Annotated in this window: 20 protein-coding genes; 4 read left to right on the top strand and 16 right to left on the bottom strand. The window is 70.9% G+C overall.

From position 1 onward, the window contains the following. Positions 1-117: 117 nt before the first annotated feature. The 3 genes from ABZ951_RS12505 to ABZ951_RS12495 form a co-directional block, all read right to left on the bottom strand. Positions 118-2,703: an ATP-binding protein gene (locus tag ABZ951_RS12505; RefSeq protein ID WP_361279778.1), complete on the bottom strand. Its 2,586-nt coding sequence runs from the start codon at positions 2,701-2,703 to the stop codon at positions 118-120. A gap of 287 nt (positions 2,704-2,990) precedes the next feature. Beyond that, the gene (locus ABZ951_RS12500; RefSeq protein ID WP_344089801.1) at positions 2,991-3,314 is read right to left on the bottom strand and encodes an STAS domain-containing protein; all 324 of its coding nucleotides are present in this window, start codon (positions 3,312-3,314) and stop codon (positions 2,991-2,993) included. Between the two features lie 139 nt (positions 3,315-3,453). Beyond that, positions 3,454-4,302, bottom strand: coding sequence for a 3-hydroxyacyl-CoA dehydrogenase family protein (locus ABZ951_RS12495; RefSeq protein ID WP_344089800.1), 849 nt, complete (start codon positions 4,300-4,302; stop codon positions 3,454-3,456). A gap of 297 nt (positions 4,303-4,599) precedes the next feature. Between ABZ951_RS12495 and ABZ951_RS12490 the strand changes: the two genes are divergently transcribed. Continuing rightward, entirely contained in the window at positions 4,600-5,172 is a 573-nt protein-coding gene (locus tag ABZ951_RS12490; protein ID WP_344089799.1) for a cob(I)yrinic acid a,c-diamide adenosyltransferase, read from the top strand. Between the two features lie 51 nt (positions 5,173-5,223). On the opposite strand, the gene ABZ951_RS12485 is transcribed toward ABZ951_RS12490, so the two are convergent. Then, positions 5,224-5,823 (bottom strand): hypothetical protein, encoded by a 600-nt coding sequence (locus ABZ951_RS12485; protein WP_344089798.1) that lies wholly within the window; start codon positions 5,821-5,823, stop codon positions 5,224-5,226. Positions 5,824-6,001: 178 nt separating this feature from the next. Here ABZ951_RS12485 and ABZ951_RS12480 point away from each other — a divergent pair, with 178 nt between their 5' ends. The 3 genes from ABZ951_RS12480 (at position 6,002) to ABZ951_RS12470 (ending at position 10,341) form a co-directional block, all read left to right on the top strand. Further along, positions 6,002-7,204 carry a histidine kinase gene (locus ABZ951_RS12480; protein ID WP_344089797.1) on the top strand — a complete coding sequence of 401 codons (1,203 nt, stop codon included), beginning with the start codon at positions 6,002-6,004 and terminating at the stop codon, positions 7,202-7,204. Further along, positions 7,201-7,869, top strand: a complete 669-nt coding sequence (locus ABZ951_RS12475) for a response regulator transcription factor (protein ID WP_344089796.1) — start codon at positions 7,201-7,203, stop codon at positions 7,867-7,869. The genes ABZ951_RS12480 and ABZ951_RS12475 overlap by 4 nt, the downstream gene beginning before the upstream one ends. A 132-nt stretch (positions 7,870-8,001) precedes the next feature. Continuing rightward, positions 8,002-10,341, top strand: coding sequence for a glycoside hydrolase family 18 chitinase (locus tag ABZ951_RS12470; RefSeq protein ID WP_344089794.1), 2,340 nt, complete (start codon positions 8,002-8,004; stop codon positions 10,339-10,341). A 65-nt stretch (positions 10,342-10,406) separates the two neighbouring features. Here the strand turns inward: ABZ951_RS12470 and ABZ951_RS12465 are convergent, their stop codons facing one another. The 12 genes from ABZ951_RS12465 to glyA form a co-directional block, all read right to left on the bottom strand. Beyond that, the gene (locus tag ABZ951_RS12465; RefSeq protein ID WP_344089793.1) at positions 10,407-10,868 is read right to left on the bottom strand and encodes a DUF2550 domain-containing protein; all 462 of its coding nucleotides are present in this window, start codon (positions 10,866-10,868) and stop codon (positions 10,407-10,409) included. 118 nt (positions 10,869-10,986) lie between these two features. Then, entirely contained in the window at positions 10,987-11,361 is a 375-nt protein-coding gene (locus tag ABZ951_RS12460) for a F0F1 ATP synthase subunit epsilon (protein ID WP_344089792.1), read from the bottom strand. Between the two features lie 113 nt (positions 11,362-11,474). Continuing rightward, positions 11,475-12,917: a F0F1 ATP synthase subunit beta gene (gene atpD / locus ABZ951_RS12455; RefSeq protein WP_344089791.1), complete on the bottom strand. Its 1,443-nt coding sequence runs from the start codon at positions 12,915-12,917 to the stop codon at positions 11,475-11,477. A gap of 5 nt (positions 12,918-12,922) precedes the next feature. After that, positions 12,923-13,840, bottom strand: coding sequence for a F0F1 ATP synthase subunit gamma (locus ABZ951_RS12450; protein WP_344089790.1), 918 nt, complete (start codon positions 13,838-13,840; stop codon positions 12,923-12,925). Between the two features lie 23 nt (positions 13,841-13,863). After that, positions 13,864-15,456 (bottom strand): F0F1 ATP synthase subunit alpha, encoded by a 1,593-nt coding sequence (gene atpA / locus ABZ951_RS12445; RefSeq protein WP_344089789.1) that lies wholly within the window; start codon positions 15,454-15,456, stop codon positions 13,864-13,866. A 140-nt stretch (positions 15,457-15,596) separates the two neighbouring features. After that, complete coding sequence (locus ABZ951_RS12440) at positions 15,597-16,412, bottom strand: F0F1 ATP synthase subunit delta (RefSeq protein WP_344089788.1); 816 nt, start codon at positions 16,410-16,412, stop codon at positions 15,597-15,599. Further along, a complete protein-coding gene (locus ABZ951_RS12435; protein ID WP_344089808.1) occupies positions 16,409-16,972 on the bottom strand; it encodes a F0F1 ATP synthase subunit B in 564 nt (187 codons plus the stop codon). The genes ABZ951_RS12440 and ABZ951_RS12435 overlap by 4 nt, the downstream gene beginning before the upstream one ends. A gap of 43 nt (positions 16,973-17,015) precedes the next feature. Then, positions 17,016-17,264 carry a F0F1 ATP synthase subunit C gene (locus ABZ951_RS12430; RefSeq protein ID WP_344089786.1) on the bottom strand — a complete coding sequence of 83 codons (249 nt, stop codon included), beginning with the start codon at positions 17,262-17,264 and terminating at the stop codon, positions 17,016-17,018. Positions 17,265-17,341: 77 nt separating this feature from the next. Then, complete coding sequence (atpB, locus tag ABZ951_RS12425; RefSeq protein WP_344089807.1) at positions 17,342-18,136, bottom strand: F0F1 ATP synthase subunit A; 795 nt, start codon at positions 18,134-18,136, stop codon at positions 17,342-17,344. A gap of 279 nt (positions 18,137-18,415) precedes the next feature. Next, on the bottom strand, positions 18,416-18,853 hold the full coding sequence (locus tag ABZ951_RS12420; RefSeq protein WP_344089785.1) for a hypothetical protein: 438 nt from the start codon (positions 18,851-18,853) through the stop codon (positions 18,416-18,418). Positions 18,854-19,137: 284 nt separating this feature from the next. Further along, a complete protein-coding gene (locus ABZ951_RS12415) occupies positions 19,138-20,478 on the bottom strand; it encodes an MraY family glycosyltransferase (protein WP_344089784.1) in 1,341 nt (446 codons plus the stop codon). 393 nt (positions 20,479-20,871) lie between these two features. Then, positions 20,872-22,161 (bottom strand): serine hydroxymethyltransferase, encoded by a 1,290-nt coding sequence (gene glyA / locus ABZ951_RS12410; RefSeq protein WP_344089783.1) that lies wholly within the window; start codon positions 22,159-22,161, stop codon positions 20,872-20,874. Positions 22,162-22,172: the final 11 nt, after the last annotated feature.

The following is a 22,172-nucleotide window of genomic DNA, read 5'->3' as shown; positions in this document are numbered from 1 at the left end:
CCGGGGGCGGCTGATGCGGCACCTGCCCGCGAACGGGGCCATGGGGGCCTTGGACCAGCCCGTCCGGCTTTTGAGGACACCGCCGCGCAGCGGTGGTGCACCCCCACGGCCCGGCCGCTAGGCCACCGGCGTGCCCGTATCCGACGGCTTGCCGCCCGTCGCCGGGCCGCTCGCCGCGTTCGAGCTGCCGCCCGACGCCGGCTGGGACGGGGTCGTCGGGGGCTCCGCGGACTTGCTGGGCGACGGGACGCCGCCACCGCTGCTGCGGCTCGGCGACGGCTGCGTCGACCGGGACGGCTCGCCGCCGCCGGAGGAGCGCGAGGGGCTGGGCGAGGAGCCGCCCGGGGAGGACGGCGCGCCGGACGGCCGGCCGCTGCTGGGGGCGCCGCTCGGCGAGGCGCTGCCCGACGCGCCGGGCGAGGGGCTGCCGGAGGCGCCCGGGCCGGCCGACTGGCCGGGCTTGCCGGGACGGCCCGGCACCTGGGGGTGCCCCGCACCGCCCCGGGCCGGCTCGTCGGCGTTGAGGCCCTTGTCGTCGTCCTGCTGCGACGCGGACTGCTCCGGGGACACCCCGTCGGAGGACTTGCCGTCGTGGCCGCCGGACGTGGCCCCGAGCGTCACGACGGTGCCGAGGACCGCGGCGAGCAGGGCGCCCGCCCCGGCCGCGGCCAGGTTGCGCCGGGTGCCGCCGAGCATCATCTTGCGTGCCCACGCCTGCCGGGGTGCGGCACTGCCGTCGGCGAGCCGGGTGACCACCGTCGTCGAGACGCCTTCCGGGCGGGGCGCGGCGAACGGAGACGGCACCGCCGGCGGGGTGGCCGACTCCTCCCGGCGCGCGTCCGGGACCTCCTCACCCGCGGGCGTCCGGCCGTGGGGAGCGGCGGGCGGGGCGACCGGCGGGACGGGCGGCGGCACGGGGCCGCGCTCGGCCCGGGACACGCCGGGGGGCACCACGGGCCCGCCCGCGGCCAGGGCGGCGCGGTCGGCGACCAGCGCGAGCGCCCTGCGGCCCGCTATGGCACCGCGCTTGTCGGCCAGCACGCCGCGCATGCCGATCGACGCCTCCAGCTCGGCCCGGGCCCGGTCGAGGTTGCCGGTGCAGAGCGCCAGGACGCCCAACTCGTGGTGGAAATACGCTTCTTCACCGACTTCGCCCGCCCGCCGGGCGGCCGCCTGGCCGTGCCGCAGGCTGCGCTCCCACGCGCTCCAGTGCAGCGCCGCGGCGAACGCGGGTGCCGCCGTGCGGGCGAGCAGCACCGCGGCGGCGGCCTGACCGGCGTCGCCGTCGGCGATCAGCACGCCCATGGCGGCGAGGATCGCGTCGGCCTCGGCGGCGGCGCGCTCGGGCGCCACGGACGGGTGCCCGGCCCACCACGCGTAGTGCTGGGCGGCGGTGTGGGCGCGCTCGGCGGCGTCCGTCCCGTACCCCTGGGCGGTCAGCTGGTCGGCGACTCCCGCGGCGAGGCGGTAGTGCGCGCCGGTGGGGGTGATCAGCCCGCAGGCGAGCAGCTCGCCGACGGCGGCGTCCGCGTGGGTGTCCCCGACGAGGGCCGGCAGGTGCGCCTGGTGCGGGACCTCGCCGCCGAGGGCGATGGCGATGGCGAGGGTGTCGCGGGCGGCGTCGCTCAGCCAGGAGGCGAGCAGCGCGGCGGGGGCCGCGGCGGTGGAGAGGGCGGGCAGCGGGATGCCGTTCCGGGCGCCGGCGGCGGTGGAGTCGTCGCCCTCCGCCGCGGCGGCCTCGGCGGCGGCGACGTAGGGCCGCTCGGCGAAGACGCCGAACTCGTCGACCGCGGCGGGGTCGGCGCTCATCTCGTCGCGCTGCCGCAGCAGCGCCCCGGCCTGGACGAACCGCAGGGGCAGGCCCTCGGACTCGAACCACAGGTCCGCCGCCCAGTCGGCTTCCTCGTCGGTGAGCGGCCGGTCCACGGCGTGTTCCAGCAGTTCCAGGCAGCCGGTGCGGTCGAGCCCGCCGAGGAACACCTCTTCGAGGTGTGAGTCCGGGGACGGCGCGGCGACGTCGGGCGTGGCCGCGAGCAGGAAGGCGCACTCGGGGGTGGCGTCGAGGAGCTCGTCGAGCGCGCTGCCGCCGAATTCGAGGTCGTCCAGGACGACGACCGCGCCGATCTCGTGGACGGCCGCCAGCAGCCCGGCCCGGTCCGGGCGGTGCAGCGGGGCGTCGTGGACGGCGGCGAACAGCTCGTAGAGCAGGTCGGTGGTGGTGCGGTGGTGGCCGCTGAGGCGGACGACGCCGTCGGGCGCCAGGTTCGCGCAGTCCGCGGCGACGGCGTCCAGCAGCACGGTGCGGCCCGAGCCGGAGGGGCCGGTGACGCGCACGGAGCGGCCGCGGGAGAGCAGCCGGGAGAGGCGCTCACGCTCCTCCTGGCGCTCCAGCAGCGGCAGCTCGGGGCCGATCCGGCGGGCGGGGGGCGGCGGTGCGGCGGCCCGGAGCAGCTCGGCGCGCTCGTCGGGGCCGTGCCGGCCGGGGCGCCCGGGGCGCTCGCCGGGCAGGCAGGGCTCGATCTCGCAGCCGTCGACGGGGTTGACGGTGAGGACGTAGTCGCCCGCGACGACATGGACGACCCGGGCGAGCGCGGGGCCGTGGCCCGCCGCGTCCCGGTCCGCCGCCTCGTGCCCCGGAGCGCTCGCCGCGACGGCCTCCGGGCCGTCGTCGCCGAACTCCTCGGGCCGGTTCGTCGGGTCCATGGTCAAAGCCCCCCAAATGCGTGGCGTGCCGTCGTGCCCTCCCGGCCTGTCCGCATCCCTGCACCCCTCAGCCGGGAGGTTCCCGGCCGGCGCTTCGGGTCCGGTGCCCGCGGTGGGCGTGGTGCTGCGGCCTTGTGCGCCGGGAATACCGAACCTCAGACCTCCGGACAGTATCCATGAACCCGTGGGGGGCCTGCTGCCCGGGGCATGTCACAGTCTCATGAGAATCGACCGGACAAACCGGGCGGGTCACCGCCCGTGACACCCGGGCCTCAGGTGTCTTTCGATCACACCCGCGGCAGGGACTCGGCCTCGATGCCGCCCTCGATGGCGAGGATGCGGTGCAGCCGGGTGGCGACGAGCAGCCGCTGCATCTGCGCGGGGACGCCCCGCAGCACCAGCCGCCGGCCGGTGCGCCCGGCGCGGCGGTGGGCGCCCATGATGACGCCGAGCCCGGTGGCGTCCCAGGAGTCCAGCGCGGTGAGGTCGAGTACCAGATCGCCCCGGCCTCCGTCGAGCGCGGAGTGCAGCACCGTACGGGCGTCCGCCGCACTACGGACGTCGAGGCGACCCCCGACGACCAGCTCGGCGTGGTCGCCCTTGATGTGCATATGCGCTCCCGGGAGTGGCGAGATGGGGGTGAAATGAGGTTCTAAAGAACTGACTGCCTCTCACACGACAAAGTTGCCGCTTGTTGGCCAACCGATACCTAATTCACCCTGGCGGGTGAACCAGCTAGCGGCTCGCTGGTCAGTGCTGGTAGAAGCCCTGACCGCTCTTGCGGCCGAGGTCCCCCGCGTCGACCATGCGGCGCAGGACCTCCGGAGCGGCGAACTTCTCGTCCTTGCACTCGGCGTAGATGTTGTCCATGGCGTGCAGCAGGATGTCGACACCGGTCAGATCGAGGGTGGCCAGCGGCCCCATCGCGTGACCGAAGCCCAGCTTGCAGGCGGTGTCGATGTCCTCGGCGCTGGCCACCCCGGACTCCTGGAGCTTCGCCGCCTCGGCGACCAGGGCCGCGATGAGGCGGGTCGTGACAAAGCCGGCCACGTCGCGGTTGACGACGATGCAGGTCTTGCCGATGCCTTCGGCGAACTCCCGCGCGGTGGCAAGAGTTTCGTCGCTGGTCTTGTACCCCCGGACGAGCTCGCAAAGCTGCATCATCGGCACCGGCGAGAAGAAGTGGGTGCCGACGACCCGCTCCGGGCGCCGGGTGGCGGCCGCGATCTTGGTGATCGGGATGGCGGAGGTGTTGGAGGCGAGGACCGTCCCGTCCTTCACCAGGCCGTCCAGGGTGCGGAAGATGTCCCGCTTGGTGTCGATGTCCTCGAAGACGGCTTCGACGACGATGTCGGCGTCGGCCGCCGCGTCGAGGTCGGTGGTGGTGGTGATCCGGGCGAGCGCCTGCCCGGCCGCGTCGGCGTCGAGCTTGCCCTTGGAGACGAACTTGTCGTACGAGGCCCGGATGCCGTCCGTGCCGCGCCGCAGCGCCGCGTCGGTGACGTCCCGCAGCACGACGTCCCAACCGGCCTGGGCGGAGACCTGCGCGATCCCCGAGCCCATCAGTCCGGCCCCGATGACGGCGAGCTTCTTGGCCACGGCTGTCCCCTTACTCCCTGTGCTCACACCTGTTCACATACGGCTCTCGGCCGGACCTTAGCGCCCGCCGGGGCGCCGTTGGGCAGGAAGAGATGCGCGTCACGTCCCAAATGACGGACATCACACCGGACACCTCACCGACCGGACCCCACTGGCCAGTTGAGCCCCTCCAGCCTCGTGGATCACAGGACTGCGTGACAGCCGTGCCCCGCAGGGGCGCGGGGAGTCGCGCGACCAGCCCCCACGTAGCCGCAGATGGCGCGCCCGCCTCCCGGCGGAGCGCCTAGGCTCGTCCCCATGGTCAATCTGACGCGCATCTACACCCGCACCGGTGACACCGGCACCACCGCTCTCGGCGACATGAGCCGCACGGTGAAGACCGACACCCGGATCGCCGCCTACGCCGACGCCAACGAGGCCAATGCCGCGATCGGTGTGGCCATCGCGCTCGGGCAGCTGCCGGAGGAGGTCGTCAAGGTCCTCGTGCGCATCCAGAACGATCTCTTCGACGTGGGCGCGGATCTGGCCACGCCCGTCACCGAGAACCCCAAGTACCCGCCGCTGCGCGTCGAGCAGTCCTACATCGACAAGCTGGAGGCGGACTGCGACCGCTTCCTGGAGGACCTGGAGAAGCTCCGCAGCTTCATCCTCCCCGGCGGCACGCCCGGCGCGGCCCTCCTGCACCAGGCGTGCACGGTCGTGCGCCGCGCGGAGCGGTCCACGTGGGCGGCGCTGGAACTCCACGCCGACATCATGAACCCGCTCACGGCGACGTATCTGAACCGCCTGTCGGACCTGCTGTTCATCTTGGCGCGGACGGCCAACAAGGAGCTCGGCGACATCCTGTGGGTGCCCGGCGGCGAGCGCTGAAAACGCCGGCCCCCGAGCCCGGCCGGGCTCGGGGGTCACGCTCACGGGGCGTCAGAGCTTCTCGAACGGGCGCGTGCTCCGCTCGTCGTCGCGGTCGTGGTCGCGGGAGCCGGCGCCGCCCTTCGGCTGCTTCGGCCAGATCGTGTAGCTCAGCGCGATGATCACGTTGATGCCGATCACGTACAGCATCTTCGTCTGCCAGCCGTGCAGCGTGCTGGTGTCGCCGCTGTCACCGACGTACCAGACGGCCGCCTGCAGCAGGCCCATGGCGACGCACGCGGCCAGGATCCACTTCCCCGCCGTCTTCCACTCGTGGAGGGTGCGCGCCATGCCGTACTTCGGCGGCAGCACCGGCGGGGGGCCGCCCGCGAAGCGGTGGGCGAAGCGCTGGTCGATCCACTTGACGGTGGAGTGGCCGAGGCCGACGGAGTACCCGATGTAGACCGCCGCGAGGCCGTGCTTCCAGTCCGCCTGTGCGCCGTTCTTCAGGTCGATCGCGGTGGCGACGAGCAGCACCAGCTCCAGCACGGGCTCCAGCAGCAGCACGGCGGCGCCGGCCCGTGGCATCTTCGCCAGGTAGCGCAGGCTCAGACCGCCCGCCAGCAGCACCCAGAAGCCCACCTCGCAGATGATGATCAGTGCGACGATCACGGGTCTCTCCTTTCCTCACCGCCCCTCGTCCGGGACCACTTCCAGACTCGCCGCCGCCGTGGCCGGTTTCGTCGTCTGGGGCGACGATCCCCGACTGCATCCTTCGATGTAGCGCGCGCCGGGCCGACGGTCCCCGCCGGGGACACCCGGGCCCGCGCCCACGTGCTGTGATGGACCCATGCAGGTCCGCCTCCCCCGCCGCCCCGACCGCGACGCCGTGCTCATCGCGGCCACCGGGCTGCTCGGCGGCCTGCTCCTGTGGTTCCTGGGACTGCGCAACAACCCGCCACTGATCGGGGTGCCGAAGTGGCTGACCCTGGTCGCGCTGGCCGTGATGTGCGGCGCCGAGCTGCTGCGGCGCAACGCCCCGCTCACGGCCCTGGCCATCGGCACGGTCACCATCGCCGCCGACGTCTGCGCGGGCTCGCTCATCGCGACGATCGCCATGTACACGGACCTGCTGTACGCGGCGGTGCTGTACGGGCGGGCGTCCGTCGCCTGGCGGCTCCCGCGCATCTGCGAGGTCCTCAGCGTGCTGGTGACGCTGCTGGCCGTGGCGCTCATCCGCGAGCCGGAGGCGCTGCTCCTCGGCTTCGGCGTCGCGGCGCTCATCATCACCCCGACCTGGACGGGCCTGGGCATCCGCCGGCACCGGGACGCGGCCCGGGCGGCCCGGCTGGAGGCCGAGCGGACGGCGCTGCTGGCGGAGCTGGACCGCCGGCAGGCCGTCGGCGCGGAGCGCGCCCGGATGGCGCGGGAACTGCACGACATGGTCGCCAACAACCTGTCGGCCATCGCCATCCACTCCACGGCCGCCCTGTCGATAGACGAGCCGAAGGCGTCCACGCAGGCGCTGACCGTCATCCGGGAGAACAGCGTGCAGGGGCTGGCCGAAATGCGCCGGCTCATCGGCCTGCTGCGGCAGGCCGGCGGCGACGAGGAGCCCGCGGCCACGCCCCGGCTGGACGGCGTCGACGCGCTGCTCGACCGGGCGCGGACCGCCGTCAGCGACGACCGCTTCACCTTCGTCCTGTGCGACGAGCGGGGGCCGGAGCCGCTGCCGGCGCCGGTGGAGCTCGCGGCCTACCGCATCGTGCAGGAGTCGCTGACCAACGCCGTCAAGCACGCGGCGCCGGGTGAGGTGGCCGTGCGGCTGGACTTCCGGGCCGGGCGGCCGCTGGTGGTCGAGGTGACGAGCGCGGTCGGCGCGGGTCCGGTGCCCCGGGCGCCGGGCTCCGGGGCGGGCCTCGTCGGCATGGGCGAGCGGGTCGCGCTGCTCGACGGGGAGTGGGAGGCCGGGCCGGTCGACGGCCCGGACGGCAAGCGATGGCGCGTACGGGCCGTACTGCCCGTACCGGAGGAAGGCAGAGGAAAGCCGTGACGGCAGAGATCCGCGTGGTGGTGGCCGAGGACCAGGCCGCCGTACGGTCCGGGCTGGTGCTCATCCTGCGCTCGGCGCCGGGCATCGAGGTCGTCGGGGAGGCCGGGGACGGCGAGGAGGCCGTGCGGCTGGCCCGCGAGCTGCGGCCGGATCTGGTGCTGATGGACGTGCAGATGCCGCGTCTGGACGGGGTGTCCGCCACCCGGCTGATCGTCGGCGAGGAGCTCGCGGACGTCCTCGTGCTGACCACCTTCGACCTCGACGAGTACGTCTTCGGTTCGCTGCGCGCGGGGGCGGCGGGGTTCCTGCTCAAGGACAGCGAGGCGGCCGACCTGGTCGAAGCGGTGCGGACGGTCGCGCGCGGCGAGGGGCTGATCGCCCCGGCCGTGACCCGCCGGCTGATCTCGGAGTTCGCCCGCCCCACGCCCGTGCGCCCGGCGGGCGGGCCCGGCCCGGAGGTCCTGGACGCGCTGACGCGCCGGGAGCGCGAGGTGCTGGTGTGCCTGGGCGAGGGTCTGTCGAACGCGGAGATCGGCGGGCGGCTGCGGATGGCGGAGGCGACGGTCAAGACACATGTCAGCCGGTTGCTGGGGAAGCTGGAGCTGCGCAGCAGGGTGCAGGCGGCGGTGCTGGCACAGGAACTGGGGTTGGTCCAGACCTCTTGACCGTTGGTACGGACCTTTTTAGTCTCCCCTGCACACCCGGGATGCGTGTGACCGGATACCGCACACCCACCGGGTCGCGTACAGGTCCCCAAGAACGGTCCCCCACCCGCCGGACCTACTCGAGGAGCACCCTTGAGCACAGGAGACGCACGTAGCACCAGATGTCGCTTACCCGGCCCATGGTCCGCAGCGCTGGCGGCCCTGACCGCCCTGCTGCTTCCGGCCGCCGCGCTCGTCGGCCTCGCCACCCCCTCACCGGCCGCGCCCGCGGCGGCCTCCGCCGCCTCGGCGACGGCCACGTTCGCCAAGACCTCCGACTGGGGCACCGGCTTCCAGGCGGAGTGGACGGTCCGCAACACCGGCACCACCCCCATCAGCGCCTGGACCGTGGAGTGGGACTTCCCCGCCACCACCACCGTCGGCGCCTACTGGGACGCCCTGATCACCAGCTCGGGCTCCCACCACACGGCCAAGAACCGCGAGTACAACGGCACCATCGCCCCCGGCGCCAGCGTGAGCTTCGGCTTCGTCGCCTCCGGCAACGGCGACCCCGCCGGCTGCCGGCTCGACGGCGGCCCCTGTGACGGCTCCCCGGCCGACACCCCGCCCAGCGCCCCCGGTCAGCCCGCCTCCACCGGGGTGACCGAGGACAGCATCGCGCTGAGCTGGGCGGCCGCCACCGACGACCAGGGCATCAAGAACTACGACGTCTACCGCGGTGAGACCGTCGTCGGCACGGTCTCGACCCCGTCCTTCACCGACACCGGCCTGACGGCCGACACCGAGTACACCTACAAGGTCGTCGCCCGCGACACCCAGGGGCAGACGGGCCCGGCGAGCCCGGCCGTCACCCTGCGCACCGCCTCGGGCGGCGGCACGGACCGGCCGCCGTCCGCGCCCGGCACTCCCCAGACGACCGCCGTCGGCGACACCTCCGTGGCCCTGAAGTGGACCGCGGCCACCGACGACAAGGGGATCAAGAACTACGACATCTTCCGCGGCACGGTGAAGGCCGCGACGGTGGCCAAGCTGGCCTGGACGGACACCGGGCTGACCCCCGGCACCGACTACACCTACACCGTCGTCGCGCGCGACACCGCCGATCAGACGGGCAAGGCGAGCGGCCCGCTGACCGTCCGGACCACCGGGGGCGGTGAGCAGCCCACGGGCTACGCGAAGGTCGGCTACTTCGTGCAGTGGGGCATCTACGGGCGCGGCTACACCGTGAAGTCACTGGAGAACACCGGCGCCGCCGCCAGACTCACCCACATCAACTACTCCTTCTCCAACATCGACCCCACCAATCTCACCTGCCTCAACGGGGTCACCAAGGCCACCAGCCCCAATCCGCAGGACCCCAACCAGGGTGACGGCGCGGGCGACTCCTGGGCCGACTACGAGAAGGGCTTCTCCGCCGGCGAGTCCGTCGACGGCGTGGGCGACACCTGGAACCAGCCGCTGGCCGGCAACTTCAACCAGCTGAAGAAGCTCAAGGCCAAGCACCCCGGCCTCAAGGTCAACATGTCCATCGGCGGCTGGACCTACAGCAAGTACTTCTCCGACGTCGCCAAGACCGACGCCTCCCGGCAGAAGTTCGTCAAGTCCTGCGTCGACATGTACATCAAGGGCAACCTCCCCTCCGCGGGCGGGCGGGGCGGCCCCGGCGCCGCGGCCGGGATCTTCGACGGCTTCGACCTCGACTGGGAGTGGCCGGGCTCCGAGGGCCACGCGGGCAACCACATCTCGAAGGACGACAAGGCGAACAACACCCTGCTGTTCGCGGAGTTCCGCCGGCAGCTCGACGCGCTGAGCTCCACCACGGGCCGGAAGTACCTGCTCACGGCCTTCACCCCGGCCGACCCCGGCAAGATCGAAGCCGGCTGGGACATCACCACCAAGGACGGCACGCCCAGCGTCTTCGACTACATGGACTTCGCCAACGTCCAGGGCTACGACTTCCACGGCTCCGGCAGCGACAACAGCTGGGAGCCGAACCGGACGGGCCACCAGGGCAACCTCTACACCGACGCCCAGGACCCCTACCCCACGAAGTTCAGCGTCGAGTCCACCGTCCGGGCGTACCTGGACGCGGGTGTCGACCCGCGCAAGGTCGTCCTCGGCCTCGCCTTCTACGGGCGCGGCTGGCAGCAGGTCGCCGACGGCGGCGCGCGCGGCGAGTGGCAGAAGGCGAACGGCGCGGCCCCCGGCCAGTTCCCCGAGGAGTCCGGCACCCGCGGCTACGACAACCTGCTCGCGGCCGTTCCGAACCTCACCGTCCACCACGACGAGGAGTCGGTGGCCACCTACGGGTACACCGGCGAGAACGGGCAGTGGTGGACCTTCGACGACGCCTGGTCCATCGGCAAGAAGACGGCCTGGCTCAAGAGCCGGAAGCTGGGCGGCGTCATGATCTGGGAGATGTCGGGTGACAGTGGGACGCTGATGACTGCCGTCGAGAACGGTCTGCGATAGATACCGCACACAAAACGCCGGCCGGGCTGACATACAGCCCGGCCGGCGTTTGAGGCCCCACGAAGCTAAGCCACATTCACACGCTGCCCAGGCGGTGCCGCCTCCAGCCACGCCAGGAAGCCCGTGAGGGCATCCTCGCTCATGGCCAGCTCCAGGCGCGTCCCCTGGTGCGCGCAGACCAGGACGACCGCGTCGGACAGCAGGGCCAGCTCCTCGTCGCCCATCGGCGGCCGCCGCTCGATCACCTCGATGGACGAGCGCTCCAGCAGCCGGCGCGGCCGGTACGCGTACGAGAAGACCCGGAACCACTCGATCCGGTCACTGTTGTAGCGGGCGACGCCGTACACCCACCCCTTGCCGTCCGGGGCGAGCTCCTGTTCCGGGTCCGGCTCGGGCACGTTCCAGCGCAGACTGCAGTCGAAGGTCCCGCCGGACCGCTGGATCAGCCGCCTGCGCAGCCCGAAGACGAAGAGTCCCACCAGCACCAGCAGGACGACGATGCCGCTCACGAGCAGAGCGAGGAACATCTCCACCGACCTCCTCGCATCATCTAGAGCAACCGCACCTGTATTGCCTCAGCCGCGGCCCGCCCTGGAGTGCTCCAGTGCGGTCCGCGGCTGAGGGACGATCTTCGTGGGTCGCGGGCTAGTGAACGCCCGTGACCGCACGCAGCCGGACATCCGCGCGACGCTCGGCGGCCGCGTCGGCCTCCGACTTCGCGCGCTCCAGCGCCCGCTCGGCACGCTGGACATCGATCTCGTCCGCGAGCTCGGCGATCTCGGCGACGAGCGAGAGCTTGTCGTCCGCGAACGAGATGAATCCACCGTGCACCGCGGCGACGACGGTGCCGCCGGAGGTCTTGATGGTCACCGGGCCGGACTCCAGCACACCGAGCAGCGGCTGGTGGCCGGGCATGACGCCGATGTCACCCGATGTGGTACGCGCGATGACCAGCGTGGCCTCGCCGGACCAGACGCTTCGGTCCGCCGCGACCAGCTCGACGTGCAGCTCAGCAGCCAACGTGGCTCCTCGGGTCTGACACCCGCCGGGACCGGCAGGTGTTGGGTCAAAGAATAGGGGACGTGACGGCCGGGGGCGGGAGCGCCCCACCCCCGGCCGCAAGGCACGGGGCCTTAGGAGACGCCCAGCTCCTTGGCGTTGGCCTTCAGGTCCTCGATGCCACCGCACATGAAGAACGCCTGCTCGGGGAAGTGGTCGTAGTCGCCGTCGCAGATCGCGTTGAACGCGGTGATCGACTCGTCCAGCGACACGTCCGAACCGTCCACACCGGTGAACTGCTTCGCCACGTGGGTGTTCTGCGACAGGAAGCGCTCGACGCGACGGGCACGGTGGACAACGAGCTTGTCCTCCTCGCCCAGCTCGTCGATACCGAGGATCGCGATGATGTCCTGAAGATCCTTGTACTTCTGGAGGATCGTCTTGACGCGCATCGCGGCGTCGTAGTGCTCCTTGGCGATGTACCGCGGGTCCAGGATGCGGGACGTCGAGTCCAGCGGGTCGACCGCCGGGTAGATGCCCTTCTCCGAGATCGGACGGGACAGCACGGTCGTCGCGTCGAGGTGCGCGAAGGTCGTGGCCGGGGCCGGGTCGGTCAGGTCGTCCGCGGGGACGTAGATCGCCTGCATCGACGTGATCGAGTGGCCACGGGTCGAGGTGATGCGCTCCTGGAGGAGGCCCATCTCGTCCGCCAGGTTCGGCTGGTAACCCACCGCGGACGGCATGCGGCCGAGCAGGGTGGACACCTCGGAACCGGCCTGGGTGTACCGGAAGATGTTGTCGATGAAGAAGAGGACGTCCTGCTTCTGCACATCGCGGAAGTACTCCGCCATGGTCAGACCGGCCAGGGCGACGCGCAGACGGGTGCCCGGGGGCTCGTCCATCTGGCCGAAGACGAGCGCCGTCTTGTCGATGACGCCCGAGTCGGTCATTTCCTCGATGAGGTCGTTGCCCTCACGAGTGCGCTCACCGACACCGGCGAACACCGACACACCGTCGTGGTTGTTGGCCACGCGGTAGATCATTTCCTGGATCAGCACGGTCTTGCCGACACCGGCACCACCGAACAGACCGATCTTGCCGCCCTTGACGTACGGGGTCAGCAGGTCGATGACCTTGACGCCGGTCTCGAACATCTCGGTCTTCGACTCGAGCTGGTCGAAGCTCGGCGCCTTGCGGTGGATCGCCCAGCGCTCGGTGACCTCGGACTCGGCCTCCGGCTTGTTCAGGATCTCACCAAGGGTGTTGAACACCTTGCCCTTGGTGATGTCACCGACGGGGACGGTGATGCCCGCGCCCGTGTCGGTGACGGCGGCCTGGCGGACCAGGCCGTCGGTGGGCTGCATCGAGATGGCGCGGACCAGGCCCTCGCCCAGGTGCTGCGCGACCTCGAGGGTCAGCGTCTTGAGCTTGCCGTCCTCGGCCGGGTCGGCGACCTGGACGTGCAGCGCGTTGTAGATCTCCGGCATCGCGTCGACGGGGAACTCCACGTCGACGACCGGGCCGATGACCCGCGCGACGCGGCCGGTGGCCGTGGCGGTTTCAACAGTCGTGGTCATAGTGGTCAGTCACTCCCCGCGTTAGCGTCGGCCAGGGCACTGGAGCCACCGACGATCTCGCTGATTTCCTGGGTGATTTCGGCCTGGCGGGCCGCGTTGGCAAGCCGCGACAGCGACTTGATGAGTTCGCCGGCGTTGTCGGTCGCCGACTTCATCGCACGGCGGCGGGCGGCGTGCTCGGAAGCAGCCGACTGCAGCAGCGCGTTGTAGATCCGGCTCTCGACGTACCGCGGCAGCAGTGCGTCAAGGACGTCCTCCGCCGACGGCTCGAAGTCGAAGAGCGGAAGGATCTTGCCCTTCGCGGCCTCCTCGGCCTCCGCCGTCTTCTCGAGGCTCAGCGGCAGCAGCCGCTTCTCGACCGGCGACTGCGTCATCATCGAGACGAACTCGGTGAAGACGATGTGCAGCTCGTCCACGCCGCCCTCGGCCGTGTCCAGCTTGACGGCCTCGATCAGCGGGGCCGCGACCTTCTTGGCGTCCGCGTAGGTCGGGCTGTCGGTGAAGCCGGTCCACGACTCCACCACCGGGCGCTCCCGGAAGCCGTAGTACGCCACGCCCTTGCGGCCGATGATGTACGTGACGACGTCCTTGCCCTCCGCGCGCAGGCGCTCGGTGAGCTTGTCCGCGGCCTTGATGGCGTTGGAGGAGTAGCCGCCGGCCAGACCGCGGTCGCTCGTGACGAGCAGGACCGCGGCCCGGACCGGAGTCTCGACCTCAGTGGTCAGCGGGTGCTTGGTGTTCGAGCCGGTAGCCACCGCCGTCACCGCGCGAGTGAGCTCACTCGCGTACGGCGAAGATGCCGCCACCTGGCGCTGCGCCTTGACGATGCGCGAGGCGGCGATCATCTCCATCGCCTTGGTGATCTTCTTGGTCGCGGTGACGGAGCGGATGCGACGCTTGTAGACCCGGAGCTGGGCTCCCATGGATCAGGTCCCTTCCGTCGTCGTCACTTCGCGGAGCCGGCCGTGGCGTCGTCACCGAGAAGCTTGCCGTCCGAGGTCTCGAACTGCTTCTTGAAGGTGGCGATGGCGTCGGCGAGCGCCTGGAGGGTGTCGTCGGACATCTTGCCGCCCTCGACGATGCTGGTCATCAGGCCCTTGTGCTCGCGGCCCAGGTAGTCGAGCATCTCGCGCTCGAAGCGCTGGATGTCCTCGACCGGCACGTCGTCCATGCGGCCGGTGGTGCCGGCCCAGACGGAGACGACCTGGTTCTCGACGGAGTACGGGGCGTACTGACCCTGCTTGAGCAGCTCGACCATGCGCTTGCCGCGCTCCAGCTGCGACTTCGAGGCCGCGTCCAGGTCGGAACCGAAGGCGGCGAACGCCTCCAGCTCGCGGTACTGGGCGAGGTCGACACGGAGTCGGCCGGAGACCTGCTTCATGGCCTTGTGCTGGGCGGAGCCACCGACGCGGGAGACCGAGATACCGACGTTCAGCGCCGGGCGCTGGCCCGCGTTGAACAGGTCGGACTCCAGGAAGCACTGGCCGTCGGTGATGGAGATGACGTTGGTCGGGATGAACGCCGACACGTCGTTCGCCTTGGTCTCGACGATCGGCAGACCCGTCATCGAACCGGCGCCCATGTCGTCGGAGAGCTTGGCGCAGCGCTCCAGCAGACGCGAGTGCAGGTAGAAGACGTCACCCGGGTAGGCCTCACGACCCGGCGGGCGGCGCAGCAGCAGGGACACGGCGCGGTAGGCGTCGGCCTGCTTCGACAGGTCGTCGAAGACGATCAGGACGTGCTTGCCCTGGTACATCCAGTGCTGGCCGATGGCCGAGCCGGTGTACGGGGCGAGGTACTTGAAGCCGGCCGGGTCGGACGCCGGAGCCGCGACGATCGTCGTGTACTCCAGGGCGCCGGCCTCCTCCAGGGCGCCACGCACGGACGCGATGGTGGAGCCCTTCTGGCCGATGGCGACGTAGATGCAGCGGACCTGCTTCTTCGGGTCGCCGGAGCGCCAGTTGTCGCGCTGGTTGATGATCGTGTCGACGGCCAGCGCGGTCTTACCGGTCTGGCGGTCGCCGATGATCAGCTGACGCTGGCCACGGCCGATCGGCACCATCGCGTCGACGGCCTTGAGGCCGGTCTGCATCGGCTCGTGCACCGACTTGCGGACCATGACGCCCGGAGCCTGCAGCTCCAGGGCGCGGCGACCATCGGTCGCGATCTCGCCGAGGCCGTCGATCGGGTTGCCCAGCGGGTCGACGACGCGGCCGAGGTAGCCCTCGCCGACCGCGACGGAGAGCACCTCACCGGTGCGCTGCACCGGCTGGCCCTCCTCGATGCCGCTGAACTCGCCGAGGACAACGGCACCGATCTCGCGCTCCTCGAGGTTGAGGGCGAGACCGAGGGTTCCGTCCTCGAACCGCAGCAGCTCGTTCGCCATGGCCGAGGGAAGACCCTCGACCTTAGCGATGCCGTCGCCGGCAACGCTGACCGTACCGACCTCCTCGCGCGAGGCCGCGTCCGGCTTGTACGCCTGGACAAAGTTCTCCAGCGCGTCCCGGATCTCCTCCGGCCGGATCGTGAGCTCCGCCATCTGGGTTCCCTGCTCTCCTTGTTGGGCCCGAAGTATTTCTTCTTCCGGGGCCGTGTTCCCGCGGCGTTCACCGCGGGCCCCCGGAAGGACACCGTCGGCCCAACTCGGGCCGTCAGTCATGCTCTTGAGTTGGTGGCTGGTCAGCCGGCCATCCGGCGGTCCGCCTCGGCGAGACGGTCCGCGATGCTTCCGTTGATGGCCTCGTCACCGATCCGCACCTGGACACCGCCGAGAACCTCGGGGTCGACGTCCAGGTTGATGTGGACACGCCGCCCGTACATCCGGGCGAGCGCGTCACCGAGACGCTGCTTCTGGGCGTCGCTCATCGGCACCGCGGACGTGACCACCGCGACCATCCGTTCCCGGCGGTCGGCGGCCAGCTTGGAGAGGGCGTTGAGCCCCGCTTCCAGGCTACGTCCCCGCGGCGCGGACACCAGACGGACCACGAGACGCTCGGTGACCGGGTTGGCCCGGCCGCCCAGCAGCTCGCGCACCAGCGCGGCCTTGGCCGTGCGGTCGGCGACCTTGTCGGTCAGCGCGGCGCGCAGGGCCGCGTCCGAGGCGACGATCCGGCCGAAGCGGAACAGCTCGTCCTCGACGTCGTCCAGGACACCGGCTCGCTCGGCGGCGATGAGGTCTGCGCCGGCGGCCAGCTCCTCGACCGCGTCCACGAGGTCGCGCGAACGCGACCAGCGGGCGCGGACCATCCCGGCCAGCAGGTCGGCGGACTCGCCGCTCACCTGCCCGCCGAGCAGCCGCCGGGCCAGCTCGGCCTTGGCCTCGCCACCCTGCGCCGGGTCGGTCAGGACCCGACGCAGCGACACCTCGCGGTCGAGCAGCGCCGTGACCGCGGCAAGCTCGTCGGCGAGCTTCGCCGCGTCCACGGACGTGTTGTCCGCCAGCGCGTCGAGGCTCTCACGTGCGGAGGCCAGCGCCTCCCGGCTCGCTCCACTCATCGGGTGACCTCAGCCTTCGTCGCGTCGGCCGCCTTGGCCTCGAGCTCGTCGAGGAAGCGGTCGATGGTGCGGCTCTGCCGGGCGCCGTCCGCGAGGGACTCGCGGACGATGCGGCCGGCCAGGTCGGAGGCGAGCTTGCCCACGTCCTGGCGCAGCGACGCCGCGGCGGACTTGCGGTCGGCCTCGACCTGGGTGTGGCCGGCGGCGATGATCTCCTCGCGCTGACGCTGTCCCTCGGACCGCATCTCGGCGATCACCGCGACACCCTGCTCCTGCGCCTCCTGGCGCATCCGCGCGGCCTCGTGGCGGGCGTCGGCGAGCTGCGCCCGGTAGTCCTCGAGTACCTGCTGGGCCTCGGCCTGGGCGGCCTCGGCCTTCTCCATGCCGCCCTCGATGGCCTCCCGGCGCTCGTCCAGAACCTTGTTGATGTTCGGGAGGAGCTTCTTGCCCAGGAATACGAGGACGATGAAGAAGGCGAGAACGCCGATGACAAGCTCCGGAATCGGCGGAAGGATCGGGGGCTCCCGGTCCTCGGCCGCCAGCGTTGCTGCCAGGGCGATCACATCAGTGCCTTTCGTCGCTTAGGTGGTGGCCGTCTACCGATTAGCTCGGGTAGACGAAGCCCATGACGAGGCCGATGAGGGCGAGCGCCTCACAGAAGACGAAGCCCAGGATCTGGTTGGCGCGGATCAGGCCGGCAGCCTCGGGCTGACGGGCCAGCGCCTGGGTGCCGTTACCGAAGATGATGCCGACGCCGACGCCGGGGCCGATGGCCGCGAGGCCGTAGCCGATGGCACCGAGGTTGCCCTTGATGGAGACGCCTTCGGCGAGGGTCTGGAGAGCAGCAGACATGCCGTTTCTTCCTTCTCTTTCACGGACCGGTGGGGGTTGGCCACCGGACGTCTATGGGTTCTTGGGGGAGGGACCGCTCAGTGGTGCTCGGCGAGAGCGCCCTGAATGTAGCTGCAGGCCAGGAGCACGAAGACGTAAGCCTGAAGGGCCTGGATGAACAGCTCGAAGGCCGTCAGCAGGATGACCATCACGAACGAGACACTCGCGTAGGCGATGCCGATGCCGTTCAGCAGGTACCAGCTGGCGATCGTGAAGATGAGGAGCAGGACGTGGCCTGCGAACATGTTGGCGAAGAGCCGGACCGCGTGGGTGAACGGCCGCACGAACACGTTGGAGAAGAACTCCAGCAGCATGACCAGCGGCAGGACCCAGCCCAGGGACTTGTCATAGCCGGTGATGTTCTTCAGGCCGCCGACGAAGCCGTGCTTCTTGAACGTCAGGAACATCCACAGGACGTAGACGATCAGGGCCAGACCCACCGGGAACGCGATGATCGACGTCACCGGGAACTGGGCGACCGGAATGACCGACCAGAGGTTCATGATCCATACGAAGAAGAACAGGGAGACCATGAGGGGGACGTACTTGTCGCCCTCCTTCTTCCCGAGCGCCTCGTAGACGATGCCCCGACGGACGAAGTCGTAGCCCGCCTCGCCCACCATCTGGAGCTTGCCGGGCACCACCTTGGCCTTGCCGAAGGCCGCCCAGAAGAAGCCGATGATGACGACGGTGCTCAGCACGGCCAGCAGCATCGGCTTGTTGATCTCGTATCCGGCCACGGTGAACAGTGGTTCGAAAACGAAAGAGTGGAGCCCTGGGGTCGGGAAGCCGCACCCATCGAAGATGTGGCAATCGGTCTCGAAGGCGAGCATCTGGTCAGCACTCACCGCGAGCTCCTTCAGCGTGGCGCATAGGTACGGCAACCTCGTTGTGTCGGCGCGGCACGCAGCCACGGAACGGCACTGGACTGGTCTTGCGAATGGGGGTGTGGCAGGTCGGCCAGTGGCCGGAAGACATCGAGGGCGTCAGCCGCGCCGACGGCCGGTTCTCTCCCGTGTGAACCGGGGATCCGGCTACCTGCGTTCGCTGCACCTCAGATGGCACCGGACGATAGCAGGTGAGCGCGCGGCGACTTATCCCGCCCCTACCGCTCATGACGGAGACCCGGCGGACGCCGACTTTTGCGCGTCGGCGGACTCGGGATTCACGTACAAGATCTTTTCCTTCATGTGCGCACGGGTCTGCGCCGCGACCCAGACAAGGGTGGCGGCGAGCAGCGCGAAGGCGAAGGCGCGGGTGTTGAAGAGCGTCGTGTCCTTGAGGACCGCGAGCAGCACCGCGAGCAGGAGGAACTGCGTCACGAAGAGCGCGAGTCCCATCGACTGGAAGATGCCCGGATAGGACTTCGCCGTGCGTTGCAGCACGAAGAGGCCCAGGCCCATGTTCGCGGCGGCGACGGTCGTACCGACCGCTGCGCCGATTCCCCCTTCGCCGCCGACGAGCACAAAGCCGAGAGCGACAGCGACAACACCGGTGATGGCGGTCGGGACGGCGCACTGCAGAAGCGTTCGAGCGTCGTTGGACTGCATGAAGGGATTCTCCGGCGATCGGTCGGAAGCAACGATTCGTCGTGAACGAGCGTATCCCCGGGAAGTGAGACGTGACTCGCGACGAAGGGCCGCGCACTACGGTCCTTCGGCTTCAGCACCGGGTTTCGTGAACGGTATCACAAACTATTTGATGAGGTCTTTACCTACAAAGTGTGCTGCAAGTCACACGGAAGGGTCAATCTGCACGTCAGCGGGCTGACAGGACCCTCGTTCCCTGATAGGAGCCACTGCTTCCGGTGGCCCCTAGGCCGAATCAGCGAGGGCTAATGATGGCTGCTGATCTTCCTTGAGTGGCTGAAACGTGACCGGTCGCCGATGGCTGTCGCTCCGTGCAGCCCGGCCGGCACCACCTCGCGCTCCTCCTCGGCGGTCCCGCTCACGGCGGTCGCGCCGTGCAGACCTGCGGCGTCCGCGGCTCCGGGGGCCACGGCCGGCACCCCCTTGCGGCGGTAGCGGGGCGGCACGAACGCCTCGGCCCAGCGGGGCGCCCGGGGCTTGAAGCGGGGCAGCAGCAGCAGGACCAGGCCGACCGCGCTCAGCGCGACGATCAGCAGCACGATCCAGACGCTCGCCGAGTGCACGGAGTAGGCGACGGTGCCGAAGCCGATGAGCGCCGACCAGAAGTACATGATCAGCACGGCCCGGCTGTGCGAGTGCCCGAGCTCCAGCAGCCGGTGGTGCAGGTGCCCTCGGTCCGCGGCGAACGGCGACTGGCCGTTCCAGGTCCGCCGGACGATCGCGAGCAGCAGGTCGGCGACCGGCACCGCGATGACGGTGAGCGGCAGCAGCAGCGGGATGTAGACCGGCACCATCGTCTGCACGGTCTGCCGCTCGCCGCCGACCTCCTGGTGGAGCAGGTCCGGGTCGACCTGGCCGGTGATGGAGATGGCTCCCGCGGCGAGCACCAGGCCGATGAGCATCGAGCCGGAGTCGCCCATGAAGATCCGGGCGGGGTGCATGTTGTGCGGCAGGAAGCCCAGGCACATGCCCATCAGGACCACGGCGAACAGCGTCGCGGGCGCGGCCGCCTCCACGTTGTGCCCGAACCACAGCCGGTAGGCGTAGAGGAAGAAGGCCGCGGCGGCGATGCAGACCATGCCGGAGGCCAGCCCGTCGAGCCCGTCGACGAAGTTCACCGCGTTGATGGTGATCACGACGAGCGCGACGGTCAGCAGGGTGCCCTGCATGGACGTCAGGGAGACCGTGCCGAAGCCGGGGACCGGGATCCACAGGATCGTCAGGCCCTGGAGCACCATCACACCGGCGGCGATCATCTGCCCGCCGAGCTTGACCAGGGCGTCCACGCCCCACTTGTCGTCCAGCACGCCGAGGATCCAGATCAGGCCCGCGCCGGAGAGCAGGGCTCTGGGTTCGTTGCCCTCGAAGACCTTGCCGAGGTTCGACAGGTGCGCGGCCACCAGCAGGCCCGCGCACAGCCCGCCGAACATGGCGATACCGCCGAGCCGTGGCGTCGGTTCGCGGTGCACGTCGCGCGCGCGGATCTCCGGCATCGCGCCGGCCACGATCGCGAACTTCCGCACCGGCCCTGTCAGCAGATAGGTGACCGCCGCGGTGACGCACAGCGTCAGCAGATATTCACGCACCTATTCCCCAGATGGCTCGCGGGAGTGTGAGACCCATACCTTAGGGCACCGCTCCACGGTACGCGGAGGCCCCGGGTGCCCGAGGACGCGCAGGTGACGGCGGCTCGCGCCCCGGCGGCGGCCCGGCGCCGCGCTCGTCGCGCCCGCTCCCCCGCCCCGCGCCGAGCGGGCAACGGGACGAACGGCACCCTCTGGGGGAAAAGACCGAAATGCACGGCACCGGACCGGCCAAGCCTCCCCGGCGGCGGCCCGAAATTCCTTGACGAATACATGCATGTACGATGAATTGATCATGTGCGAAACAATGCTCTGCCGCATCTCGCGGCCCTGTTTCCGCACCTTCTCCACGACAGCGGAAAGCACTTCTTCCGCACCGGAGAACCGGAAAGAACGTCAAGAGGCGGGCTGAGCCGGATACGGCGGGAACGCGCTCACCAGTTCCCGGACCGCCGAGCGGATCTCGCGGAGCCCCGGCTCCGTGGCGCCCTCGCGCAGCGCGGCCGCCGCCAGCCCGGCGATCCGCACCATCTCGGCCTCCCCCATGCCCTGCGTGGTGGCCGCCGCGGTGCCCAGCCGCAGGCCGTGCACCACGCCGCCGCCGGCCCGCGGCAGGCCGCAGGTGTCCAGGACGATGCCGCAGGCCGCGAGGGCGGCCCGGGCCGTCGCCGCGTCCATGGCGAAGTCCGTGACCTCGGCCGTGATCAGGTGCGTGTCCGTGCCGCCCGTGGTCACCGTCAGGCCCTCGGCGGCCAGCGCGGCCGCGAGGACCCGGGCGTTGGCGACGACCTGGTGCGCGTAGGCGGTGAACGCCGGCGTGGCGGCCTCGCCGAACGCGACCGCCTTCGCCGCGACGGTGTGCATCTGCGCGCCGCCCTGGGTGAACGGGAACACCGCCCGGTCGATCCGGCCCGCCAGCCGCGCCCCGCACAGGATCAGCCCGCCGCGCGGCCCGCGCAGCACCTTGTGGGTGGTCGCGCACACCACGTCCGCGTACGGGAGGGGGCTGGGCGCCGCGCCCCCGGCGATCAGCCCGATCGGGTGGGCGGCGTCCGCGATGAGATACGCCCCCACCTCGTCCGCGATGTCACGGAAGGCGGCGTAGTCGGGGTGGCGGGGATAGGAGATCGAGCCGCACACCAGCGCCTGCGGGCGGTGCTTCCTGGCGAGGGCGCGCACCTGCGCGTAGTCGATGAGCCCGGTGTCCCGGCACACCCCGTAGCCGACGAAGTCGAACCAGCGGCCCGAGAAGTTCGACGGCGACCCGTGGGTGAGGTGGCCGCCCTGCGGCAGGCCCATGGCCAGCACGGTGTCCCCCGGCCGCAGCAGCGCCGCGTAAGCCGCGAGCACCGCGGAGGAGCCGGAGTGCGGCTGGACATTGGCGTGCTCGGCGCCGAACAGGGCCTTGGCCCGGTCGACGGCGATGCGCTCGGCCAGATCGACGAACTCGCAGCCACCGTGGTGGCGGGCGCCCGGATAGCCCTCGGCGTACTTGTTGGCGAGCGGCGAGCCCAGCGCGGCGAGGACCGCGGGCGAGGTGAAGTTCTCGGCGGCGATGAGCTGGAGCCCGGTGGACTGGCGCTCCAGCTCGGCGAGGACCAGGCCCGCCAGCTCCGGGTCCGCGCGGCGCAGCGCGGCGAAGTCGGGGCCCCAGTGGGTGTGGGGAGGGGTTGCGGTGACCGGCATGGCGCTCGCTC

This window comes from Streptomyces sp. NPDC046215, from assembly GCF_040646215.1.
Lineage (GTDB): Bacteria > Actinomycetota > Actinomycetes > Streptomycetales > Streptomycetaceae > Streptomyces > Streptomyces stramineus.
The sequence above is the reverse complement of the archived record's forward strand: the minus strand, read 5'-3'. Positions and strand labels throughout refer to the sequence as shown.